We start from the raw sequence: 17980 nt of genomic DNA, 5'->3' as shown, positions 1-17980 counted from the left end.
TTTCTCCTTCACGACCCGCTGGCGCCGAGTTCACGGCTCCAGTTGATGCCGTTGACGAAAATGCCGAGAGGATTCTTACGCAGCCGGTCCTCGGTGCGCGGTGGTTGCATGATGATGGTGAGGATGCCGGTCCAGCGATCCGTGCCGGCAAGCTGATTGTTCTCATAACGCCGCTCGATCCAGCGGATCTGGAAGGAGCTGTCCGATGCGCGCACGACGCTGGTGACCTCGACGGCGACCGACATTTTGCCGACCTTGCCGAACGGATCGTTGGCACGCGCATAGTCATTCAACCCGGCGCTGCCGCGATCGGTGGTGAAGTCGTAAGCCTCGAGCCAGTTCTGCCGCACCACGATGGGATCGGTGGGCAGTGCGCGCACGTTCTGTATGAAACGCGCGAGCGCGTAGGCAATCTGGGCGTCGGTCGGCCGATAGGCCTCCACGGCCGGGCCAACGGCCTTTACTTGGCCGAGCTGATCGACTTCGACCACATAGGGTGTGACGGTGGAGCGGCCCGCCTGCCACAGCAGACCGCCGGCCATGCCTACGGCAAGCGTCAGACAGCCGAAGGACATGAGCCGCCAATTTCGGGCCTGAATGCGGGCGGACCCGAGGCGTTCGTCCCAGAGTTGGCCGGCGGCCTGATAGGGCGTTGAGGGTTCCGACGTTTGCGAATAGCGCACATCGGCGCGTTTGAAGCGCATCGTTCAATCCTCTTGTCGCAGAGATGGATTGGCGCCGGAGCCACCATGATCGCCGGAGCGCAAAGCATGGGCTGCGGTGGTGGCACCGTGGGAGACGTGCGAGCCGCTCGGTCCGTTTCTCACGCGATTGGCCCATGCGGGAGCACCGCCGGCACCGGTGAACGACGCATCGCTTCCGGCCCCACCCATCGCTCCCACGGGCTTGCCGCCGGTAGCCGTCCAGGCGCCACGGGCGCCAGCGGAAGCACGTGAGTCGACCGTGCCCGCGACGCGTGACACGACACTGCGACCCGCCTGTATGACGGCGCCACCGCCCGCTTGCGCCACGCCAGAAAGACCAGCTCCAACGGCTCCCATGCCCGATGCGCTGGACGTCGCTGCACCGAGTTCGAAGGCGACACGCGCGCCGCCCGACATGGTGGATGCTGCCTTGACGCCGGAACCGATAGCGGCCCCTCCGAGCTGTGCCGCGCCGACAGCTCCGGCGCTTGCCGCGACCGCCATGCCGCCGGCGGCGAGCGCGGTGCCGGCGACTGCACCTGCGCCGAGCTGCGGGGCTCCGGAGACGAGACCCGTCGCGATCGACGGGCCGAAGATGCCCAGCCCAAGCATGGCGAGCGACGCCAGCATGATCGCCAGCGCATGATCGATGGACGGCTCTGTTCCCGCCGAGGCGCGAAATTCCGCAAAGAGGCCGTTGCCGATGCCAACGATAACGGCAAGGACCAGGATCTTGATCCCGGACGACACGACATTGCCGAGCACGCGTTCGGCCAGGAAGGCGGTCTTGTTCCAAAATGCGAAGGGCACCAGCACGAAGCCGGCCAACGTCGTCAACTTGAACTCCAGCAACGTCACAAAGAGCTGCACCGCGAGCACGAAGAAACTGACGATGACCACGAGCCAGGCGAGGAACAGGACGGCGATGGTGTCGATGTTGGAGAAGACGGAGGTGAAGCCGGACAAGTCGCCTATCTGCGCGAGGATCGGTCGGCCGGCGTCCATACCGACGGAGGCGAGCTTACCGGGACGCAGGAAATCGTCCTGGGACAGGTCGGAGCCAGAGGCGGTCAGGCCGAGCCCGGCGAAGGATCTGAAGATGATGCTGGCCAGCGAATTGAAGTTTGTAATGATGTAGGCGAAGGCACCGACATAGAGGACCTTCTTGATGAGCTTCGCCAGAATCTCGTCATTGCCGGCTCCGAAGGCCCAGAACAGGCCGGCGAGCGTTATATCGATGGCGATGAGCGTTGCCGAAAGGTAAGCGATCTCACCGTGAAGCAGGCCAAACCCGCTGTCGATATACTGCGAGAAGGTGTCGGTGAAACGGTCGATGACGGAGAGATCGTCCATGGACAATCACTCCGCGTCCGGAGCGACGGGGTCGGTTTTCTCCGGAGTTCTGCTCTTCTTCAGTGACGGGAACAGATCGACCGGATGTGGCGTGTACGGCGTTTTGCCAGAACCCATGAAGCGGCGGCGCTGCGCTTTGCTGGCCATGGTGCACAGTTCGTCGCCTGTCCCAGCCCAGTCGTCTTTGCAAAGCTTTTGCACCTCACGGAGCCGTTGCGGATCGGCGGCGAGGCTGTCCACCGTGTCGGCCGCCCCCGCGGATTGGACGAGAAGCCCGGCGCCGATGGCAATCGCGGCCACGACAGAGAGACGGATGATTTGTCTGAGCATGGCGGGTCCCTCAATCGCGGAACAACCGGACGGGTGCCGGCGTATAGCCGCTGCCATCACCCATGAATCGGCGGCGAACCTCACGCGCCCGCTCCTCCTCCGCGACGGCACGGGCCTGCTCCGCGGCGACGGCGCGGTCCTGAGAGAGCTTGAGCCGGGAGGCGTCGATAGCTTGCTTAGCCTGAAGGGCAAGGAGCTGGTTGGTCGCCTGCGTCGCGTCGAGATTCCCCGTTGCCGACTGGCTGCGAGTGACAAGATCGCCGAGAGTAGCCTCATCGGAGGCGAGGTTTTCGGAGACCTGCGCCTGCATCTTCATGGCCGTTTCCAGAGCGGATCGAGATTGCTCCCAGCGCTTTCGCACATCGGCGAGGATCTGATCGCTCGATGCGGATGCCGCGTATTCCTTCGGGTAGAGCTGCTGGAATTGCCGTTCCATCGCCGATATGTCGTAGCTCAAGCCCTCGGCCTCGCTGATAAGGCGCTCCGTCTTGGCGACGGACTGCTTCAGCTCGTTTAGTGCGGAGAAGTCGAGGCTCGTCAGATTCTTTGTTTGATTGAGGAGCGACTGAGCTTCGTTTTGCAGGCTCTTGATCTGGTTGTTGACCTGGTCCAGGGCTCGGACCGCCGACAGCACATTCTGGCTGTAGTTGTTCGGATCGAAGACGATCTGCGCCGCGACCGGCGGCGCGAGAGCGATGCCGAGCGCGCAGGCACCGGCAAGGCAAAGTGGTGTCCTCATGATGCGGTCTCCTGATTTTGCGGAAGCGGGAATTGGCGGATGAGGTCGGCTGCCCAATCGAGCCCGCGCACGTCGAGCCATGCTGCGGCAAAGGCATCGTGCCCATGGGACACGAGGACATCGTCCATCTGGCGATGATCCTCGGGGCGGCTGGCACCGGCGAAGGCGAGCGCCACAGGCCCGAGATCGAGGTCGAACAGCCGATTGCCGAGACGGGATTGGTAGTAATAATCCCGCTTCGGCTGAGCCCGCGTGATGATATCGATCTGGCGGCTGTTGAGGCCAAATCCTTCATAGATCGTGCGGAGCTGCGGTTCGCTCGCCTGCGGCGACGGCAGGAAGATCCGGCTCGGGCAGCTCTCGACGATGGCTGGCGCGATGGCAGAACGCTGGATGTCGGCAAGCGATTGGGTGGCGAAGACGACGGCGACGTTCTTTTTGCGCAGCACCTTCAACCATTCACGGATGCGCGCAGCGAAGATGGGATCGTCGATAAATACCCAAGCCTCATCGAGCACGAGCAGCGTGGGCGATCCGTCGAAACGCTCATCGAGACGATGAAAAAGATAGGTGAGAACCGGCGTCACGGCGCTCGCCGTGTGCATCAGTTCCTCCATTTCGAAGCCCTGCACGTCGCCGAAGCCAAGCCGATCGGCATCGGCGTCCAGCAGCCGGCCATGTGGCCCCGACAGCGTGTAGGGTTGCAGCGCCTGGCGGAGCCGGTTCGATTGCAACAGCGTGGAAAAGCCGGTGAGCGTTCGCTCCTCACGTGGGGCGGACGCAAGGCTGGTCAGTGCCGACCAGACGGCGTCCTTCACATCGGGCGTGATCTCGACGTGTTCATGCCCGAGCAGGCCGGCGATCCAGTCGGCCGCCCACGAGCGGCTGTCGTCATCCTCAATGCGGGCGAGTGGCTGAAAGGCAATGGCGTCGGAGGATCCGAGATCGTAATACTCGCCGCCGAGGCCCAAGACGGTGGCGCGGGCCGAGCCACCCTTGTCGAAGATGAAGATGCGAGAGCTGGCATAGCGGCGGAATTGGAGCGCCAGCATTGCCAGCAGCACGGATTTGCCGGCACCGGTGGGGCCGACGATCAGAGTGTGGCCGACATCGTCGACATGAGTGACGAGCCGGAACGGCGTGCCGCCGGCCGTGCGGGTGACGATCAGCGGCGGAGCATCGAGATGACCGTTCTTCTCGGGGCCTGCCCAAATCGCCGAGACCGGCATCATGTGCGAGAGGTTCAGAGTCGAGATCAGCGGCTGGCGAACATTGGCGTAGGCATGTCCAGGGATCGAGGATAGCCATGCCTCTGTCGCGTTCAGCGTCTCCGGAATGGTGACGAAGCCACGCCCCTGGATGATCCGCTCGACGGCCTTCAACTTCTCGTCAGCGAGGTCCGGACTTTTGTCCATGACCGTAACGGTGGCCGTGACATAGCCATAGGCCACGGCGTCTGAGCCCAGCTCCTGCAATGCTTCGTCCGCATCGGCGGATTTGTTGGCGGCGTCTGAATCGACCAGCGAAACTTCCTGCTGGAAGATCGTTTCGCGCAGCAGCGTCACGATACCCTTGCGTTTCGCGAACCATTGCCGCCGCACCTTGGTCAGCTCGCGTTCGGCTTCCGCCTTGTCGAGCGACAGGAAACGGGTGGACCAACGATAGGCGAAGCCGAGACGGTTGAGGTCGTCAAGGACGCCGGGCCAAGTCGAGGGTGGAAAGCCGCGAATGGTCAGCACACGCACATGCTGGTCGCCCAGCATCGGCGCTAGTCCACCGGTGAAATCGCAATCGGGCAACAGCGCGTCGAGATGGAACGGCACCTGGGAAACGGCGACAGGGTGCCGCTGCGTGGAGATGCAGGCGTGAAGGTAAGTCAGCGTCTCCTCATCGGAGAACCAGCGGATCTCCGGCATGACGCCGTCGAGCAAGGAGAGAAAGCGGTCGGTCTCGGAAATGAAGGCTGCGAGATGGTCGCGCCAATTCACGGTGCGCCGCTCGGTGCTCTCGTAGAGGAGCTGGCCGGCGCGGGCCTTGCTTTCGGACGGCGGCAGGAAGGCGAGCGTGATGCAGTAGGCGCTCTCGAAATGTGTGCCTGCTTCCTCGAACGCCGCGCGCCGCTCTTCCTCTACGAGCCACGACAACGCGTCGGGAAATTCCGAGATGGGATATCCGGCGGCGATGCGCCGTTCAGCGTCGACGAACAGCGCCCAGCCGGAGCCGAGGCGCTTCAGCGCGTTGTTGAGCCGGGCGGTGGTCGCCACCAGCTCGCTTTCCGTTGCGCTGTCGAGGTCGGGACCACGAAACTGCGCAGTGCGTTGGAACGCACCGTCCTTGTTGAGCACGACGCCTGATGCGACCAGCCCGGCCCAAGGCAGATAATCCGCGAGGCTCGCGGGGCGCGTGCGATATTCGGCAAGGTTCATCATGAACTCACGCCTCCAGAAACGCGCGGTGCTTCAGGTGGCGGGCGAAGACCTCCATGAACTGGGGATCGGCCTTCGCCCCCCAGACGGCGAGCGCATGGCCCGCCATCCAGAGCACGATGCCGCCAATCCACAGATGCAGGCCGATGCCGATGGCGGCGGCGAGTGTCCCGTTGAGGATCGCCACCGATCGCGGGGCGCCGCCCAGCAGGACGGGCTCCGTCAGTGAGCGGTGCAGCGGCACTTCGAAGCCGTCGGCATGGACCGCCATTAGACCAGCGCTCCGCCGCCAAAGCTGAAGAAGCTGAGGAAGAAGGAACTGGCGGCGAAGGCGATGGAGAGGCCGAAGACGATCTGGACCAGCTTGCGGAAACCGCCGCCGGCATCACCGAACGCCAAGGTGAGCCCGGTCACGATGATGATGATCACGGCGATGATCTTGGCAACCGGCCCCTCGATCGATTCAAGGATGGATTGCAGGGGCGCTTCCCATGGCATGGACGAACCCGCGGCGTAAGCTGGGGAAACCAGAAAGGCGGACATCAGCAAAGCCGCCGTTCCGGAGATCCGGTTTCGAAACTTTCCTGCAACGCTCGAAAGCGGATTTTCGGAAATGCGCATCTCCGGATTTACGGAAACGCACGAATCCGCACTTGCGGATTTACGTTTCTGGTTTGTTCCGGAATTCAAGAAAAGCGTGAATGCGGACGTGATGGGCGGCATCCCTAATCTCCTGTGAAGTGCTCTATTGCGTAGGCATCGCCGTCGAGGCCTGTGACGCGGATGATGTCCTCGACGCGGCGTTTGCTACCGCGCCCAGCGATGAAGACGATGATGTCTACGGCCTCCGCGATCAGCGCGCGCGGCACGGTGACGACGACTTCTTGTATGAGCTGCTCCAGCCGGGTGAGCGCTCCCCGGGCGGAACCTGCATGCAATGTCGCGATGCCGCCGGGGTGTCCGGTTCCCCACGCCTTGAGGAGGTCCAGCGCTTCAGCGCCGCGCACCTCGCCAACAACGATGCGATCCGGGCGAAGCCGCAAGGTGGAACGCACCAGATCGGCGGTGGAGACGGTATTGGCCTTTGTCCGGAGAGCCACATGATCGTCGGCTACACATTGCAGCTCGATCGTGTCTTCGAGCACCAGGACGCGATCGCCAGTGGCCGCGATCTCTTGGAGCAGGGCGTTGGCGAGGGTGGTCTTTCCCGTCGACGTTCCACCGGCAATGATGATGTTCCGTCGGTCGAGAACCGAGCTCCTCAGAAACTCTGCCTGCACCTCGGTCAAGATGCCGTTGGCGACATATCGGGCCAGCGGTATGACGCCGGCGGCCCGCTTGCGGATGGCGAAGATCGGTGCGACGGCGATGGGCGGCAAGACGCCTTCGAACCTTTCACCCGTTTCCGGCAACTCGGCGGAGAGAATCGGATGCTCGCGGTTGACCTCGAGGCCGACATGGTTCGCCACGACCTTGATGATGCGGGCGGCATCCTCCGGGGAGAGGATGGCGCCCGTGGGCTCGCGGCCCGAGCCGAGCCTGTCGATCCAAAGCTTTCCGTCAGGATTGAGCATGACTTCCACGACGTCCGGATCGTCGAGCGCGGCGATGATCGCCGGCCCCATGGCGCTGCGCAGCATGCGGACCTGACGATCGCTGACGATCCGGGACGGGGAGCGCGGCCTATCCGTCATGCGGCGCCGCCTCGGCATCGTGGTCTTCCGATCCGGCGGACCCCTGATCCTCGTTGTCGTCGGCCAGGCCGAAGAAGCGACCTTCATCAGGGAAGATTTCTTCATGGACCTGCCGAACGAGGCTGCCGCCACGCTGCAAGTGGCGGCCGAGTTGGTCGACGAATTGGTTGAAGCGTAGGCGCCCCTGCGCGCGAGCCGCCTTCTGATGCGTCTCTGGAAGCGGAGCTGAAACCGACAACGTGTAGCGGATGTATAGCGCCAGGGTCTCGATCAGGATGGTCTGGTCGCGTTCCAGCCGGCCGAACTGGTTCGACAGTCGGTCGAGGCGTGAGGCCAGCGCCGCCTCTCGCCGGTCGGCACCATCGGGAGAAAGATAGGAAGAGAGCGCGGCCGCGACGATCGCTGATTTCGTTTCACCTTTGAGGGCTGCAAGCTGACGCAGTCGCTTGGCATGGTCGGGCTCGATGAAGATGTTGAGACGGGTTTTGCTCATAGCGCGATCCCGTCATCGGGATCGAGCGAGGCCAGACGCGCCACGCGCCGGAACTGCCGGTCCGGTTTGGGAAGCTTACCGTCGCGTGTGACGGGGTTATCTGTCTCATCGTCGAGGACGGACAGATCGTCATCGCGACCATCATGCAGACGTATGACTTCGGCTTTGTCGAGCTCCGGGACGAGTTGATGTCCGCCTTCTACGGGCACGGCCGATGCCTGTGCGCCCGTAGAAGCGGGGAGAGAAGATTTCGACCGCGGAAGGCCGGTCCAATCGTCCGTTCGCGCTACCGGCCGATCAGCATATCCATCGTCTGAGAGAACCGGCGCCGGCAGCACGCGCGAAGTGAAATTGCTGTCGGTGAAATATCGGATCTTGGTGGCCTTGGCAGGTGGATGGCCGGAAACCATGATGACTTCTTGAGTGTCGGGAAGCTGCATGACCTCGCCGGGCGTCAGGAGCGGGCGGGCCGTCTCTTGCCGAGATACCATGAGGTGTCCCAGCCAGGGTGACAGGCGATGGCCGGCATAGTTGCGCTGGGCGCGAAGTTCCGTCGCCGTGCCGAGCGCGTCCGAAATGCGTTTGGCTGTGCGTTCGTCATTGGTCGCGAAGGCGATTCGAACGTGGCAGTTGTCGAGGATGCTGTTGTTCGGCCCGTAAGCCTTTTCGATTTGGTTGAGGCTCTGCGCGATGAGGAAGGAGCGCAGGCCGTAGCCGGCCATGAAGGCCAAGGCGCTCTCGAAGAAGTCCAGCCGGCCGAGCGCCGGAAACTCGTCGAGCATGAGAAGCAGCTTGTGCTTGCGGGCGATACCGTCCGAGCCGTCGAGGCTTTCTGTCAGCCGGCGGCCGATCTGGTTGAGGATCAAGCGAATAAGCGGCTTGGTGCGCGAAATGTCCGAAGGCGGCACGACCAGATAAAGCGAGACCGGATGATCGGCGGCGATCAAGTCGGCGATGCGCCAATCGCAGCGCGATGTGACGGTCGCGACCGTCGGGTCGCGATAGAGGCCGAGGAACGACATGGCGGTCGAGAGCACGCCGGAGCGCTCGTTCTCGCTCTTGTTCAACACCTCGCGCGCGGCGCTGGCAACGACGGGGTGCGGGCCAGGCTCCCCGAGATGCGCCGTGGTCATCATGGACCACAAGGCCCTCTCGAACGGGTGAGCCGGATCGGAGAGGAAGTTGGCCACACCGCGGAGCGTTTTGTCCTCTTCGGCGTAGAGGACATGCAAGATGGCGCCGACTAAAAGCGAATGGCTGGTCTTTTCCCAGTGATTGCGCCGCTCCAACGCACCTTCGGGATCCACCAATATGTCCGCAATGTTCTGGACATCGCGGACCTCGTGCACACCTCTGCGGACTTCCAAGAGAGGATTATAGGCAGCGCTCCTCGGGTCCGTCGGGTTGAACAGGAGGCAATGGGAGAACTGCGCGCGCCAGCCGGCGGTCAGCGTCCAATTTTCCCCCTTGATGTCATGGATGACGGCAGAATGCGGCCATGACAGCAGCGTCGGCACAACGAGCCCGACGCCCTTGCCGCTTCTCGTCGGCGCAAACGCCATGATGTGTTCGGGGCCGGCATGGCGCAGATAGGTGCTGGCCATGAGCCCGAGAAAGACGCCGGCTGGCTTTGTCAGGCCCGCCGCTGTGATGTCCGTCTTATCGGCCCAGCGGGCGGAGCCATAGGTGGTGACGAGCTTCGACTGCCGAGCTCGCCAGACGGAACCGATGATGGCGGACAGAGCGGCAATGACGCCGCTGCCGCCAGCGATCGTACCCCCCGTTTGGAAAACGTCTGGAGCATAGGCATCGTAAACATACCACCACTCGAACAACCGCCAAGGGTAGTAGATTGCCAAGTTGTCGATCAGGAACCAGGGCTCTCCAAGCCGTCGCTGGAAGCCGAGCTCAAAGGCGACCCATTGCGTGGCGGCCCAGGTGCCGGCAAGCGCGATGCCGAACACCACTAGCATCTGACCGATCAACACCTTCGTCGGTGTCATTCCCGCTCCTGCAAAAGCCGCAGTTTTCGGCCGTGCGAACGGCCGACAAGGCATAAGGCTTGTTGCTTGAAGGGGTTAAGTCAAAGACCATTCTTGCGCGCGACAGCAGCAACTATGATCTAAGTACGATCCGGCCCCACTCCTTACCATTTCTTACTACTGGCGGAAATTTAGTATTGCGGCAATGAGTCACGTAAACAATCAGAAATATCTTATGCACCAAGGTGCGTCAGAGCCAAACAGCATACAGCCATGCAATACAGTACCTGCATTCTACTTCTAGTATGTGCGGAAGGATTCTGCTCCGATAGCGATTGGTGCGGCGCACCAAAATAGGTGGCGCAAGCGGGGATGTACACCGCTTAGCTTAGAGGCCGTGTCGACATTCCCGACGTCGCATTGACTCATCCGATCGATCACGGCCCCGCGCTTCTGATCGACGTCATTGGCGCTTTCAATAAAAATTGAAAGCGCCAATGACGATAAAATTGAGCTGTGCTCAATCGCACGCTTGGCTAGGCAGCCAACGCCAGCTTTGCTCCGTCGTTCGTCATCTTGGAGCTGATATTGAACCATGCATTTGGAGAATCGGGATCGATCTGCTGGACTTTGAAGCCAAGGGCTAAGGCGGCTGCGATCAGCATTCCATTCGCGACATAACCACGCGAATGCCGTGAATCCCCGAAACGCTCAGCCTGATGTTTCAGACCATAGCTAGAAGATTTGCGGTTGATCGTCTTACGTTTGCTGAACTGCGATAGAAAGCGGCATGCTTGGATGAATTCATCGGCGGCGTGATCGCCCAGCATTGACGCTCGGTCTGCCAGGAACTCGGCCCGGCGCTCCTCAGGGGTCTTTGAGCGGCCGCGATAAACATTGTAGCCGAATTGAGTGAGGAACGGTTCCTGCGCCATCGCACGGCGAATGCCGACCTTGGCCAAAGTGCGTGCGAGCCGTCCAGGTTCGGAATCGAAACCGTGCTCCTGGAGATAGCCCAAGAAGGCTCCTTCGTTGGTGGAAACCTCGGCTGAGCCATTCGCGAGGCTCGCCCTCATGGCGGCATTGGTGTTCCACCCGAGGCCCCGAGCAAGAGCCTCGATCCTATGCGACGATTTCACCTCCGGCAGAGTCGCACGCAGCTCTGCCTTCATGTCCTCGACATCGTTTGCGGTGATTTCCAATCTCATCATCAAGTCCTCGGTTGCGGGCTCGAGCAGTTCGCCGATTACGCAGCCAGCCCAATCCGCAAGGATCGATGAGAGGTGGCATGAGGATCAATATTTAGGCCGTCTGACCCGGCGAAAGGTCGAAGGTGGCAAGCCCACGTCGAAGATGGTCATCGCGTGGCTCGGCGTCAAGGTTGACGTCAAATTCCCAGACCCTTGTGCCGCCCGAATTCCCACGAGACGCTATTGCCACGAACAACCCCAGCGACCGTCTGGCCAAGGCGCTTTTCCAGCACCGGACGCCACGGCACGAGGCTGAATCCCACGCCGTCGTCCAGCATCGCAAAGCGACCACTGGCGAGCATGACGGAGCGGCGATAGATGCCACCGACGTGTTCTCCGTCGCGCACGGCACGATGATGCAGGCCGGTCTCCTCTACGATCTTTCTGGCAGCGGTTTCGACTTCCCGATCGCGCAGCGTGGCGAGCAGATTCCGGACGAGCAACACACGCTGCCCACGCCGCTCGGCCAGGCCCTGATCGACGAGGAAGTTCTCCCGCTCGCGCATGGCCTCTCGAACGCTGGCGCCGAATCCGGTCTGCGCGAGTGCGGAGGTGTCGCCAAAGCGCTGCCGATCGAGCCAAGTCGCACCAATCGCGCGCGTCTGTCGATCAAGCGGCAGATGTGATCGAAGCTCGACATCGACACCACCAAGGCCGCGGGCATCATGAGCTTTACCGCGCTCGGCGAGGTCGGCCGGCACGCGCCAGACGCCTTCGTCCATACGGTCGACGATCCCGACCCGGCGAAGGGCTTCGAGTCGACGGACGTGTGCGGCGACGAAGCTCTCCGGATCGTATCCTGGCTTGGCTTCGGCGCGCTCCACCGCAAGATGCTGTTCGGCGCGGTAGACGCCGTCAACAGCGAGGCTGGCGATGGTCCTGTCCGCCCCGCGTTCCACTACCGCGCGCGTCTCGACGATACCGCCGATCGGAAGGGCCTCGAGATCGGCGCTCACCGAAAGCGGAACATAGTGTGCCCGGCCATCGATCCCGTCGACAACGAGATAGGCGCGATCATAGAGTTCGTCAGCCAGTCCCTTGTCGACGATGCGACCGATGACGGGCGTCTGCGATGACATCGCGTCGAGCACGACCAGCTCACGCTTCTCGCCGGACATGACGCGCTGCATGGTACGGATGATGTCGCCGCGCTCGCCCATGGCACGCAAGGCGGTTTCGGCGTCGTCGTGAAGCGCCCAGACGCAACCGCCAGTGCGGTCGGCAAGGCCCATCTCGGTGAGCCGCTGGAGCCGACCGATCATCACCGTGCGTCGGAAGCGAGCCTGGGCGTCGGGCGGCTCGCTAACCAGGTCGACAATACCCGCGTCCGCCTCATGCTGGATCATCCGGTCGACGCGGGTCCAGCGCTCCTGCTCAACCTCGCGCAACATGGAGTTGCGGATTTCCATCTCAGTGCGGGGACCGAGCCATTCGGTTGCCAGTTCACGGGCGCGGTTGCGCATGCCGTCGGCGATGTAGTCGCGGGCGATGACCAGATCCGATCCGTCATCCTGGCGACCGCGCAGTACGATATGAGTGTGAGGATTGTCGGTGTTCCAGTGATCGACCGCCACCCAATCGAGCTTGGTTCCCAGATCGGCTTCCATGCGGCCCATAAGATCGCAAGTGAAGGCTTTCAGATCGCCAAGATCGACTGCATCTTCCGGCGAGACAATGAAGCGGAACTGATGTCGGTCCTCGCGGCCGCGCTGTTCGAAAGCGGTGGTATCGGCCTTGTCCGTGCCGGGACCATAGGCGTGGGCCTTGCTGCCGTCCTTGGTCACGCCGTCGCGCTCGATATAGCGTAGATGGGTGATGGTCGAGCGCGCACCGGCCTTCTCCAGCTTGACCAAGCGGGTCTTGATGACCACGCGGCGAGAACTGTCTTGCAGGGACTGACCAGCGAACTTCGCGGCGACGTGGCCGCGGCCGAGACGGGCGCCGGAACGCGCCTGCCCGGAACGGAACGACCGGTCGCTTATCGACCCAGAATGGGAAACCGCCTTAAGAACGCGTGCGGTGAACTTCGGCGTCCTTGCTCGGCCACGCGATTTTGGTGGCGAGACCCTTGGCCGGAAGCGGTTGTCGTCACGATCTGGCATGGCGGCGCTCCCACCAATCCTGTACAAGCCCATGCGATGAAGCACGCGAAAGCTCACGCATAAACAATGGCTTGATGATTCTATAGGCACGCGGGCTCATCCGCCGCGTGCCGCCCCAACCGACGTGCAGACAAGAACTTCGGGACAGGCGCGTGCCGTCCCCTTTTATCTTGCCCTGCGCCCCCTAGCGCTCCGCATCCGTGCTTCATCGTGGCTATGGGATCACCTCTGCTGCACGTCGGAGCTGTCGCTGTCGTTTGGTTCGACGTATTCGACGCGTGGCTTGACGGTCACAAAGAGCGCGCCAGCAGATGGTCGAGAGGGGAGTGAACCGACGGTGGATTTCGTCCGCGCGTCGACCGCGAACAGTGGTGCATCCGGACCGCGGTTTGTGCGCGTCTCCGAACCCGCGAAGAGGCTCGGAACCGGGCTGCCGATGATCGATGCGAGCTTGTCGAGATAAGCACGCGTCTCATCAGGAAGCGGCACACCGAGGAGTTTGTGTTCCTCATAGCGCGCCGGCCCTGCATTGTAAGCGGCGAGGAATCCCGGCGCCCCGTAGCGATCGTACATCTCGCGCAGATAGGCAGCACCAGCGGTGATATTGTCATACGGATCGAAGGGATCGTCGCCGAGCCCGTATCGGCTGCGCATCGCCTCCCAGGTGGCGGGCATGATCTGCATCAGGCCGATCGCACCTTTCGCTGACACTACGCGCGTTTCGCCGTCACTTTCGACACCCATGACGGAGCGTATCCACTGCTCCGGAATGTCGAAACGTTGTGCCGCTTCGGCGATCTGTGCAGCCCACGGATCGGCCGATAGTTGATGGTTCGCGGGCGCTTTCTCAGGCGGCGATGAGGACGCAGGTTCCGCTCGGGCCACGGCGCCGGAAATCATCATCAGCGTACAGGTGATGATCGCTTGCATGACGCGCCGTAGAGGTGAGCGCGACGACGTTTTGCACCATGCTCCTTGTCCGAGCGCCGACAGCCTGCCACCGTCCTCGCTCCGGTCAAGGGCGAGGCGTTGCCGGCCGCAAAGCGACCGCCCCTGGCCTTCACTGCGCGCGGTGGCTGTCTGGCCAGCGATCGGGTCGGAGGGATGATCCCGTTTCCCATGGATCAGAGGGATAAGGGTCAATCCCAGTTCGCGCGACCCACACATGACATCAGGTCCGCTCATCACGCTTCGATGGGCGTGTCCAGAGCAGGTTCCAAGTCGCGTTGTCGATTTCCGACTGGAACAGGTGAGCGCGGAGCGGCTGGGTGAAGGACGGATCGTCTATGGCGAGCGACAGGTAGTCTCCGGCTCTCTCGCCGGTGCGCTTCCAACCAGCACCGGTTTCGATATCGTCGGTGGTGAAGATGCGATAGTGCGGCGCATTTTCGGCGTCCGCATTTTCAGCCGACCTGATGACCAGCTCGGCGTCGAGCGTCAGCGTCCGGATACGGCCGGTGAAGCCGTCCTTCGTCTTCTTGAAAGTCCCGATCTGCGGCATGGCACACTCCTTCTGGGGTCGGACACGAGCCGCCTATGGCTCGTCGGGAACCGGCTCTGAAGCCGGATCAATGTCGTCGTCGGTGGTCCAGATCGGAACCGCGCGACCGACGATGGAAGAGAGGGGAAGCGGGCCAAAATACCGACTGTCGAATGAGTCCGGCGCATCCCAGTTCATGAGGAAAGCGGCGTCGCTCGGGACGATGCGGCAGCCCTGCCAGACAGGCAGTGGTCGGCCACGACTGTCACGCTCACGAGCCGCCCCGTAGCGCCAGCCGTAAGCGATAATGTCGAAGCCCTCACGGCAGACGGTTTGGCCTGCGAGCGCGAGCACGCGCTTCAAGAGCGGCACGCCGCGCGGAAGATAGCCGCGGGCATCGAGGAAACCGGCGAGCGGTTCCGGCGGCATGACAATGGCAAGGTCCGTGACCGCGATCCGGTCTGCCGGCTCGACGCGATAGAGGCCGACCGGCACACTTGCCGACGCATTCCAGATGAAGCGCGGCGCGTGCCCCGACCAGACGGGTGCTGCGATCAGCAGCACACCGCTGGCTGTCATCATCAAGAAGAGGCCACGTGCCGTCATGACAACAGCTCCCGGCGACGGAGCCAGGCGTCATGCTGTTCTTGCGAATAGGCGCGCGGTGTCTCATGCACCCACAGCCTGTTGTGGACCTGCTGCCAATATTCCGGCGCGGCGTCAGTGGGGGCGACGCCGAGGGCTTCGACGGTGTCGACCGCCTTCAAGGCGCGCTCGACCTGACCCCATCCGGCGACGAAGAGCAGTATTTTCGCGCCGGGACGCACATATGGCCACATGCAGCACGTTTCACCCGGTGCAACCGCGCGCATGATGGCGAGATGGGAGAGGGTCGTGCCATAAGCGTTCGCCTCCCAGCGCAATAGCGCGAACGTGCTACCCGGAGTGAACATCGCGAGGCGTCTGCGACGATCGATCTGGCGCTCGCACACCGGTTTGCCGAAGCGCAGCCGGACATTGATGCGGTCGCGCTCGAAGACGACCAGGACGCTCGTGTAGCGGCGCGTGGTCATGCGTCTGCTCCGCCTTCGGGAAAGCGCGTTTCGAGCAGCGCGCGGATCATTTCGGCGACGGTGACGCCTTGCTTGAAGGCGGCGACCTTGACGCGGCCGCGCAGTTCCGGCGTCACGTCGATGGTAAGGCGCGCGGTGAAGATCTCGGCTTTCGCTGCCGAAGCCGGCGGCGTTGCCCGAACGGCCATTTCGACGTCGTTGCCCTGCTGTACCCAGGCATCGACTGTGGGTGCGGCGGGTTTCGCGCCGAAGGTGACGCGCTTGCCGCTCATGAGCTGCCTCCCATGATCTCGGCAGCGAGCGCGGTGATCTCCTGTGCGGCCGCGCCGCCGGGCTCCAACTCGCGGGCCAGACGGCCAGTGGCGACGCTCTCGGCGAAGATGACGCGCTGGCCAATATCGGCGGTGAGCGCGGGCAAGCCCTCCGGCAACGCGGCGCGCACGTCGCGGCCGATGATGGTGCCGACGATGCGGCGGTTGACGACGAAGGCGGCGCGGAGCTGCGGCTTGAACAGCCGCGCCTCGCCGATGAGCGCTACGATCTCGGCACTCGCCCAGACGTCATAGGGCGACGGCTGGACCGGGATCAGCACCAGGTCGGCGGCGAGGATCGAGGAACGCGCCAGCGCGGTTACGCGTGGCGGGCCGTCGATGACAACGTGATCAGCGCCGCGGGCGATGTCAGGAACTTCCGCATGCAGCGTCTCGCGGGGCAGCCCGAGAACGCCGAACAGGCGCGGCAGGCCGCTTTCCGCGCGCCGCTGCGACCAGTCAAGCGCCGAGCCTTGCGGATCGGCGTCGACGACGGCGACACGCGCGCCAGCGGCCGCCAGCTCACCGGCGAGATGGGTGGCAAGCGTCGTCTTGCCGACGCCACCCTTCTGGTTGAGGAGCGCCACGATCATGACGCGCCCTCCAAGCAGGTAGGGGCGTCATATCCGGGTATTAGTCGCCCTTGGGGGCGCGCTGGCGCGATAGGCTGAGCGACGATCGTATGGGATTTCTCATAAGCGTACTTATTCGTATAACTTGATATATAATCGTACGTTGTCAGTTTAAATTTGTCGTAATTATCAACATCGTCGCTAGATAAATAAAGAAAGTTAGATTCCATATTAGATAAGTTAGGGGGTGGCTTTTGCAAAGCGCCACAATTGCTTAACGCGCATTTGCGCCTTTGATGGCACGAGTGCCGTGCCCCCGATAGCACGAGTCCGAACGCCTTCGATAGCACGAGACTATTCACAGCCTTTCCACAGCCTCCCTTGAACGAGCGGACAGAAGCGGTGTGGCCGGCGCGAAGACGAGCAGTTCGCGGCCGTTGTCGAGCCGGTCGATGCGCAGCCGATAGCCAGGCAAGGGCTGGCGGCGCACGATGTCGCGCAAATCGCAGGCGAAGTTCGAGAAGCGCGAGAGGCTGCCCGACTTGGCATGGAGATGATGAAAATCGAAGCTCCAGCCGCCGGGCTGGCGGCCGCCATGCTTGCGCACCAGCCGGTACAGCCAGCGTTCGATGCCACCGAACAGATCGAAATAGTTGCGGTCGATGGTCAGGATCAGGGCGTTGTTGAGAATGCCTTCGTAGAACCAGTCCGGCACGATCAGCTCGATGCCGAGCGGTCGGCCTTTGGGATCGAGCCTTTCCTTCCATTCGTTGATCCAGGAAAAGCGATGCCGGCGCCGCTCGGATGGCTGGCGGATCGATGTGGCGACGGTGGTGGCTTGCAAACGGTCGAGCGCGGCCTTGAGGCGCTGATAGTCGCGGACGGATGTACCGCGGCCGATGAAGGTCAGGATTTCATAGGGGGTCGTCGCCATCAGCCGCGAGGTGCGCAGGCCGAGATCGCGGGCGTCGATGATCTGCGAGGCGGCCCAGATCAGGATGTCGGCGTCCCAGATGGTGGCCAAGCCGAACTCGGTCGGAGCCTCGACGTGGATGCGGACGTCGCCGGCCTCGAATTTGATCGGCTGGACGCGCTTCGACTTGGCGAGGGAGAAGAAGGGATAGGCCATGAGATCCTGCGAGTCGCGGGTCGCCATGTCGCCGGGGCGCGATCGGAACAGTTCGAGCTGGTCGCGCTCGGATATGCGTCTGCGCGCCGGCATGCGTTGCCGTCAGCGGGCTTGGGCGTAGCGGGGATCGGAGGTGGTGCTGCAGGCGCGCGCCTCGATCCAGGTTTCGAGGTCGTCGATCGCGTAGACGACGCGGGAGCCGAGCTTGCGGAACTTCGGTCCGCCGCCGATGACGCGCTTCTTGTTCAGTGTGTGTGGCGAGAGCTTGAGATAGGCGGCCGCTTCCTCATTGGTGAGGTAGCGGCTGGCCGGTTTGGATTCGGGACGATCCATGAAGCTGCC

Annotated in this window: 20 protein-coding genes; all 20 read right to left on the bottom strand. The window is 62.9% G+C overall.

Annotated elements, in window-relative coordinates:
* Window positions 1-8: 8 nt before the first annotated feature.
* Window positions 9-704 carry a conjugal transfer protein TrbF gene (trbF, locus tag V5F61_RS01750; protein WP_110372413.1) on the bottom strand — a complete coding sequence of 232 codons (696 nt, stop codon included), beginning with the start codon at window positions 702-704 and terminating at the stop codon, window positions 9-11.
* A 3-nt stretch (window positions 705-707) separates the two neighbouring features.
* Window positions 708-2057, bottom strand: coding sequence for a P-type conjugative transfer protein TrbL (trbL, locus tag V5F61_RS01745; protein WP_110373173.1), 1350 nt, complete (start codon window positions 2055-2057; stop codon window positions 708-710).
* 6 nt (window positions 2058-2063) lie between these two features.
* Window positions 2064-2387, bottom strand: a complete 324-nt coding sequence (locus tag V5F61_RS01740; protein ID WP_210206326.1) for an entry exclusion lipoprotein TrbK — start codon at window positions 2385-2387, stop codon at window positions 2064-2066.
* 10 nt (window positions 2388-2397) lie between these two features.
* A complete protein-coding gene (trbJ, locus tag V5F61_RS01735; RefSeq protein WP_110372412.1) occupies window positions 2398-3126 on the bottom strand; it encodes a P-type conjugative transfer protein TrbJ in 729 nt (242 codons plus the stop codon).
* Window positions 3123-5555, bottom strand: a complete 2433-nt coding sequence (gene trbE, locus V5F61_RS01730; RefSeq protein WP_110372411.1) for a conjugal transfer protein TrbE — start codon at window positions 5553-5555, stop codon at window positions 3123-3125. Before trbE ends, trbJ begins: the two co-directional genes overlap by 4 nt.
* Window positions 5556-5559: 4 nt before the next feature.
* Window positions 5560-5823, bottom strand: a complete 264-nt coding sequence (locus tag V5F61_RS01725) for a VirB3 family type IV secretion system protein (RefSeq protein WP_110372410.1) — start codon at window positions 5821-5823, stop codon at window positions 5560-5562.
* A complete protein-coding gene (locus tag V5F61_RS01720) occupies window positions 5823-6095 on the bottom strand; it encodes a TrbC/VirB2 family type IV secretion system protein (RefSeq protein ID WP_183856974.1) in 273 nt (90 codons plus the stop codon). Before V5F61_RS01720 ends, V5F61_RS01725 begins: the two co-directional genes overlap by 1 nt.
* Before the next feature lie 182 nt (window positions 6096-6277).
* A complete protein-coding gene (gene trbB, locus V5F61_RS01715; protein WP_110373171.1) occupies window positions 6278-7246 on the bottom strand; it encodes a P-type conjugative transfer ATPase TrbB in 969 nt (322 codons plus the stop codon).
* Window positions 7236-7739 (bottom strand): CopG family transcriptional regulator, encoded by a 504-nt coding sequence (locus V5F61_RS01710; protein ID WP_110372409.1) that lies wholly within the window; start codon window positions 7737-7739, stop codon window positions 7236-7238. Before V5F61_RS01710 ends, trbB begins: the two co-directional genes overlap by 11 nt.
* Window positions 7736-9742, bottom strand: a complete 2007-nt coding sequence (locus V5F61_RS01705; RefSeq protein WP_110372408.1) for a conjugal transfer protein TraG — start codon at window positions 9740-9742, stop codon at window positions 7736-7738. Before V5F61_RS01705 ends, V5F61_RS01710 begins: the two co-directional genes overlap by 4 nt.
* A 515-nt stretch (window positions 9743-10257) precedes the next feature.
* Complete coding sequence (locus V5F61_RS01700) at window positions 10258-10932, bottom strand: hypothetical protein (protein ID WP_170146979.1); 675 nt, start codon at window positions 10930-10932, stop codon at window positions 10258-10260.
* Window positions 10933-11108: 176 nt separating this feature from the next.
* Window positions 11109-12842, bottom strand: a complete 1734-nt coding sequence (locus V5F61_RS01695; RefSeq protein WP_425351124.1) for a DUF3363 domain-containing protein — start codon at window positions 12840-12842, stop codon at window positions 11109-11111.
* A 453-nt stretch (window positions 12843-13295) separates the two neighbouring features.
* Window positions 13296-14003 (bottom strand): lytic transglycosylase domain-containing protein, encoded by a 708-nt coding sequence (locus V5F61_RS01690; RefSeq protein WP_210206325.1) that lies wholly within the window; start codon window positions 14001-14003, stop codon window positions 13296-13298.
* Window positions 14004-14244: 241 nt separating this feature from the next.
* Window positions 14245-14574: a DUF736 domain-containing protein gene (locus tag V5F61_RS01685; RefSeq protein ID WP_110372405.1), complete on the bottom strand. Its 330-nt coding sequence runs from the start codon at window positions 14572-14574 to the stop codon at window positions 14245-14247.
* 33 nt (window positions 14575-14607) lie between these two features.
* Entirely contained in the window at window positions 14608-15159 is a 552-nt protein-coding gene (locus tag V5F61_RS01680) for a S26 family signal peptidase (protein WP_110372404.1), read from the bottom strand.
* Entirely contained in the window at window positions 15156-15626 is a 471-nt protein-coding gene (locus tag V5F61_RS01675; protein WP_110372403.1) for a DUF2840 domain-containing protein, read from the bottom strand. Before V5F61_RS01675 ends, V5F61_RS01680 begins: the two co-directional genes overlap by 4 nt.
* Window positions 15623-15898 carry a ribbon-helix-helix protein gene (locus V5F61_RS01670; RefSeq protein ID WP_110372402.1) on the bottom strand — a complete coding sequence of 92 codons (276 nt, stop codon included), beginning with the start codon at window positions 15896-15898 and terminating at the stop codon, window positions 15623-15625. Before V5F61_RS01670 ends, V5F61_RS01675 begins: the two co-directional genes overlap by 4 nt.
* The gene (gene parA / locus V5F61_RS01665) at window positions 15895-16530 is read right to left on the bottom strand and encodes a ParA family partition ATPase (RefSeq protein WP_110372401.1); all 636 of its coding nucleotides are present in this window, start codon (window positions 16528-16530) and stop codon (window positions 15895-15897) included. The genes V5F61_RS01670 and parA overlap by 4 nt, the downstream gene beginning before the upstream one ends.
* 337 nt (window positions 16531-16867) lie before the next feature.
* Window positions 16868-17731 (bottom strand): replication initiator protein A, encoded by an 864-nt coding sequence (locus tag V5F61_RS01660; protein ID WP_110372400.1) that lies wholly within the window; start codon window positions 17729-17731, stop codon window positions 16868-16870.
* A gap of 9 nt (window positions 17732-17740) precedes the next feature.
* Complete coding sequence (locus V5F61_RS01655; RefSeq protein WP_110372399.1) at window positions 17741-17971, bottom strand: helix-turn-helix transcriptional regulator; 231 nt, start codon at window positions 17969-17971, stop codon at window positions 17741-17743.
* Between the last annotated feature and the right edge of the window lie 9 nt (window positions 17972-17980).

This window comes from Xanthobacter sediminis (assembly GCF_043195015.1).
Classification (GTDB): Bacteria; Pseudomonadota; Alphaproteobacteria; order Rhizobiales; family Xanthobacteraceae; genus Xanthobacter.
Note: the sequence above shows the minus strand (reverse complement) of the source record. Positions and strands in the feature narration are given on the sequence as shown.

Excerpts from the sequence above, each read along its gene's own strand:
- trbF (WP_110372413.1), bottom strand. The coding sequence starts at position 704 with ATGCGCTTCAAACGCGCCGATGTGCGCTATTCGCAAACGTCGGAACCC.
- trbL (WP_110373173.1), bottom strand. The coding sequence starts at position 2,057 with ATGGACGATCTCTCCGTCATCGACCGTTTCACCGACACCTTCTCGCAG.
- V5F61_RS01740 (WP_210206326.1), bottom strand. The coding sequence starts at position 2,387 with ATGCTCAGACAAATCATCCGTCTCTCTGTCGTGGCCGCGATTGCCATC.
- trbJ (WP_110372412.1), bottom strand. The coding sequence starts at position 3,126 with ATGAGGACACCACTTTGCCTTGCCGGTGCCTGCGCGCTCGGCATCGCT.
- trbE (WP_110372411.1), bottom strand. The coding sequence starts at position 5,555 with ATGATGAACCTTGCCGAATATCGCACGCGCCCCGCGAGCCTCGCGGAT.
- V5F61_RS01725 (WP_110372410.1), bottom strand. The coding sequence starts at position 5,823 with ATGGCGGTCCATGCCGACGGCTTCGAAGTGCCGCTGCACCGCTCACTG.
- V5F61_RS01720 (WP_183856974.1), bottom strand. The coding sequence starts at position 6,095 with ATGTCCGCCTTTCTGGTTTCCCCAGCTTACGCCGCGGGTTCGTCCATG.
- trbB (WP_110373171.1), bottom strand. The coding sequence starts at position 7,246 with ATGACGGATAGGCCGCGCTCCCCGTCCCGGATCGTCAGCGATCGTCAG.
- V5F61_RS01710 (WP_110372409.1), bottom strand. The coding sequence starts at position 7,739 with ATGAGCAAAACCCGTCTCAACATCTTCATCGAGCCCGACCATGCCAAG.
- V5F61_RS01705 (WP_110372408.1), bottom strand. The coding sequence starts at position 9,742 with ATGACACCGACGAAGGTGTTGATCGGTCAGATGCTAGTGGTGTTCGGC.
- V5F61_RS01700 (WP_170146979.1), bottom strand. The coding sequence starts at position 10,932 with ATGATGAGATTGGAAATCACCGCAAACGATGTCGAGGACATGAAGGCA.
- V5F61_RS01690 (WP_210206325.1), bottom strand. The coding sequence starts at position 14,003 with ATGCAAGCGATCATCACCTGTACGCTGATGATGATTTCCGGCGCCGTG.
- V5F61_RS01685 (WP_110372405.1), bottom strand. The coding sequence starts at position 14,574 with ATGCCGCAGATCGGGACTTTCAAGAAGACGAAGGACGGCTTCACCGGC.
- V5F61_RS01680 (WP_110372404.1), bottom strand. The coding sequence starts at position 15,159 with ATGACGGCACGTGGCCTCTTCTTGATGATGACAGCCAGCGGTGTGCTG.
- V5F61_RS01675 (WP_110372403.1), bottom strand. The coding sequence starts at position 15,626 with ATGACCACGCGCCGCTACACGAGCGTCCTGGTCGTCTTCGAGCGCGAC.
- V5F61_RS01670 (WP_110372402.1), bottom strand. The coding sequence starts at position 15,898 with ATGAGCGGCAAGCGCGTCACCTTCGGCGCGAAACCCGCCGCACCCACA.
- parA (WP_110372401.1), bottom strand. The coding sequence starts at position 16,530 with ATGATCGTGGCGCTCCTCAACCAGAAGGGTGGCGTCGGCAAGACGACG.
- V5F61_RS01660 (WP_110372400.1), bottom strand. The coding sequence starts at position 17,731 with ATGCCGGCGCGCAGACGCATATCCGAGCGCGACCAGCTCGAACTGTTC.
- V5F61_RS01655 (WP_110372399.1), bottom strand. The coding sequence starts at position 17,971 with ATGGATCGTCCCGAATCCAAACCGGCCAGCCGCTACCTCACCAATGAG.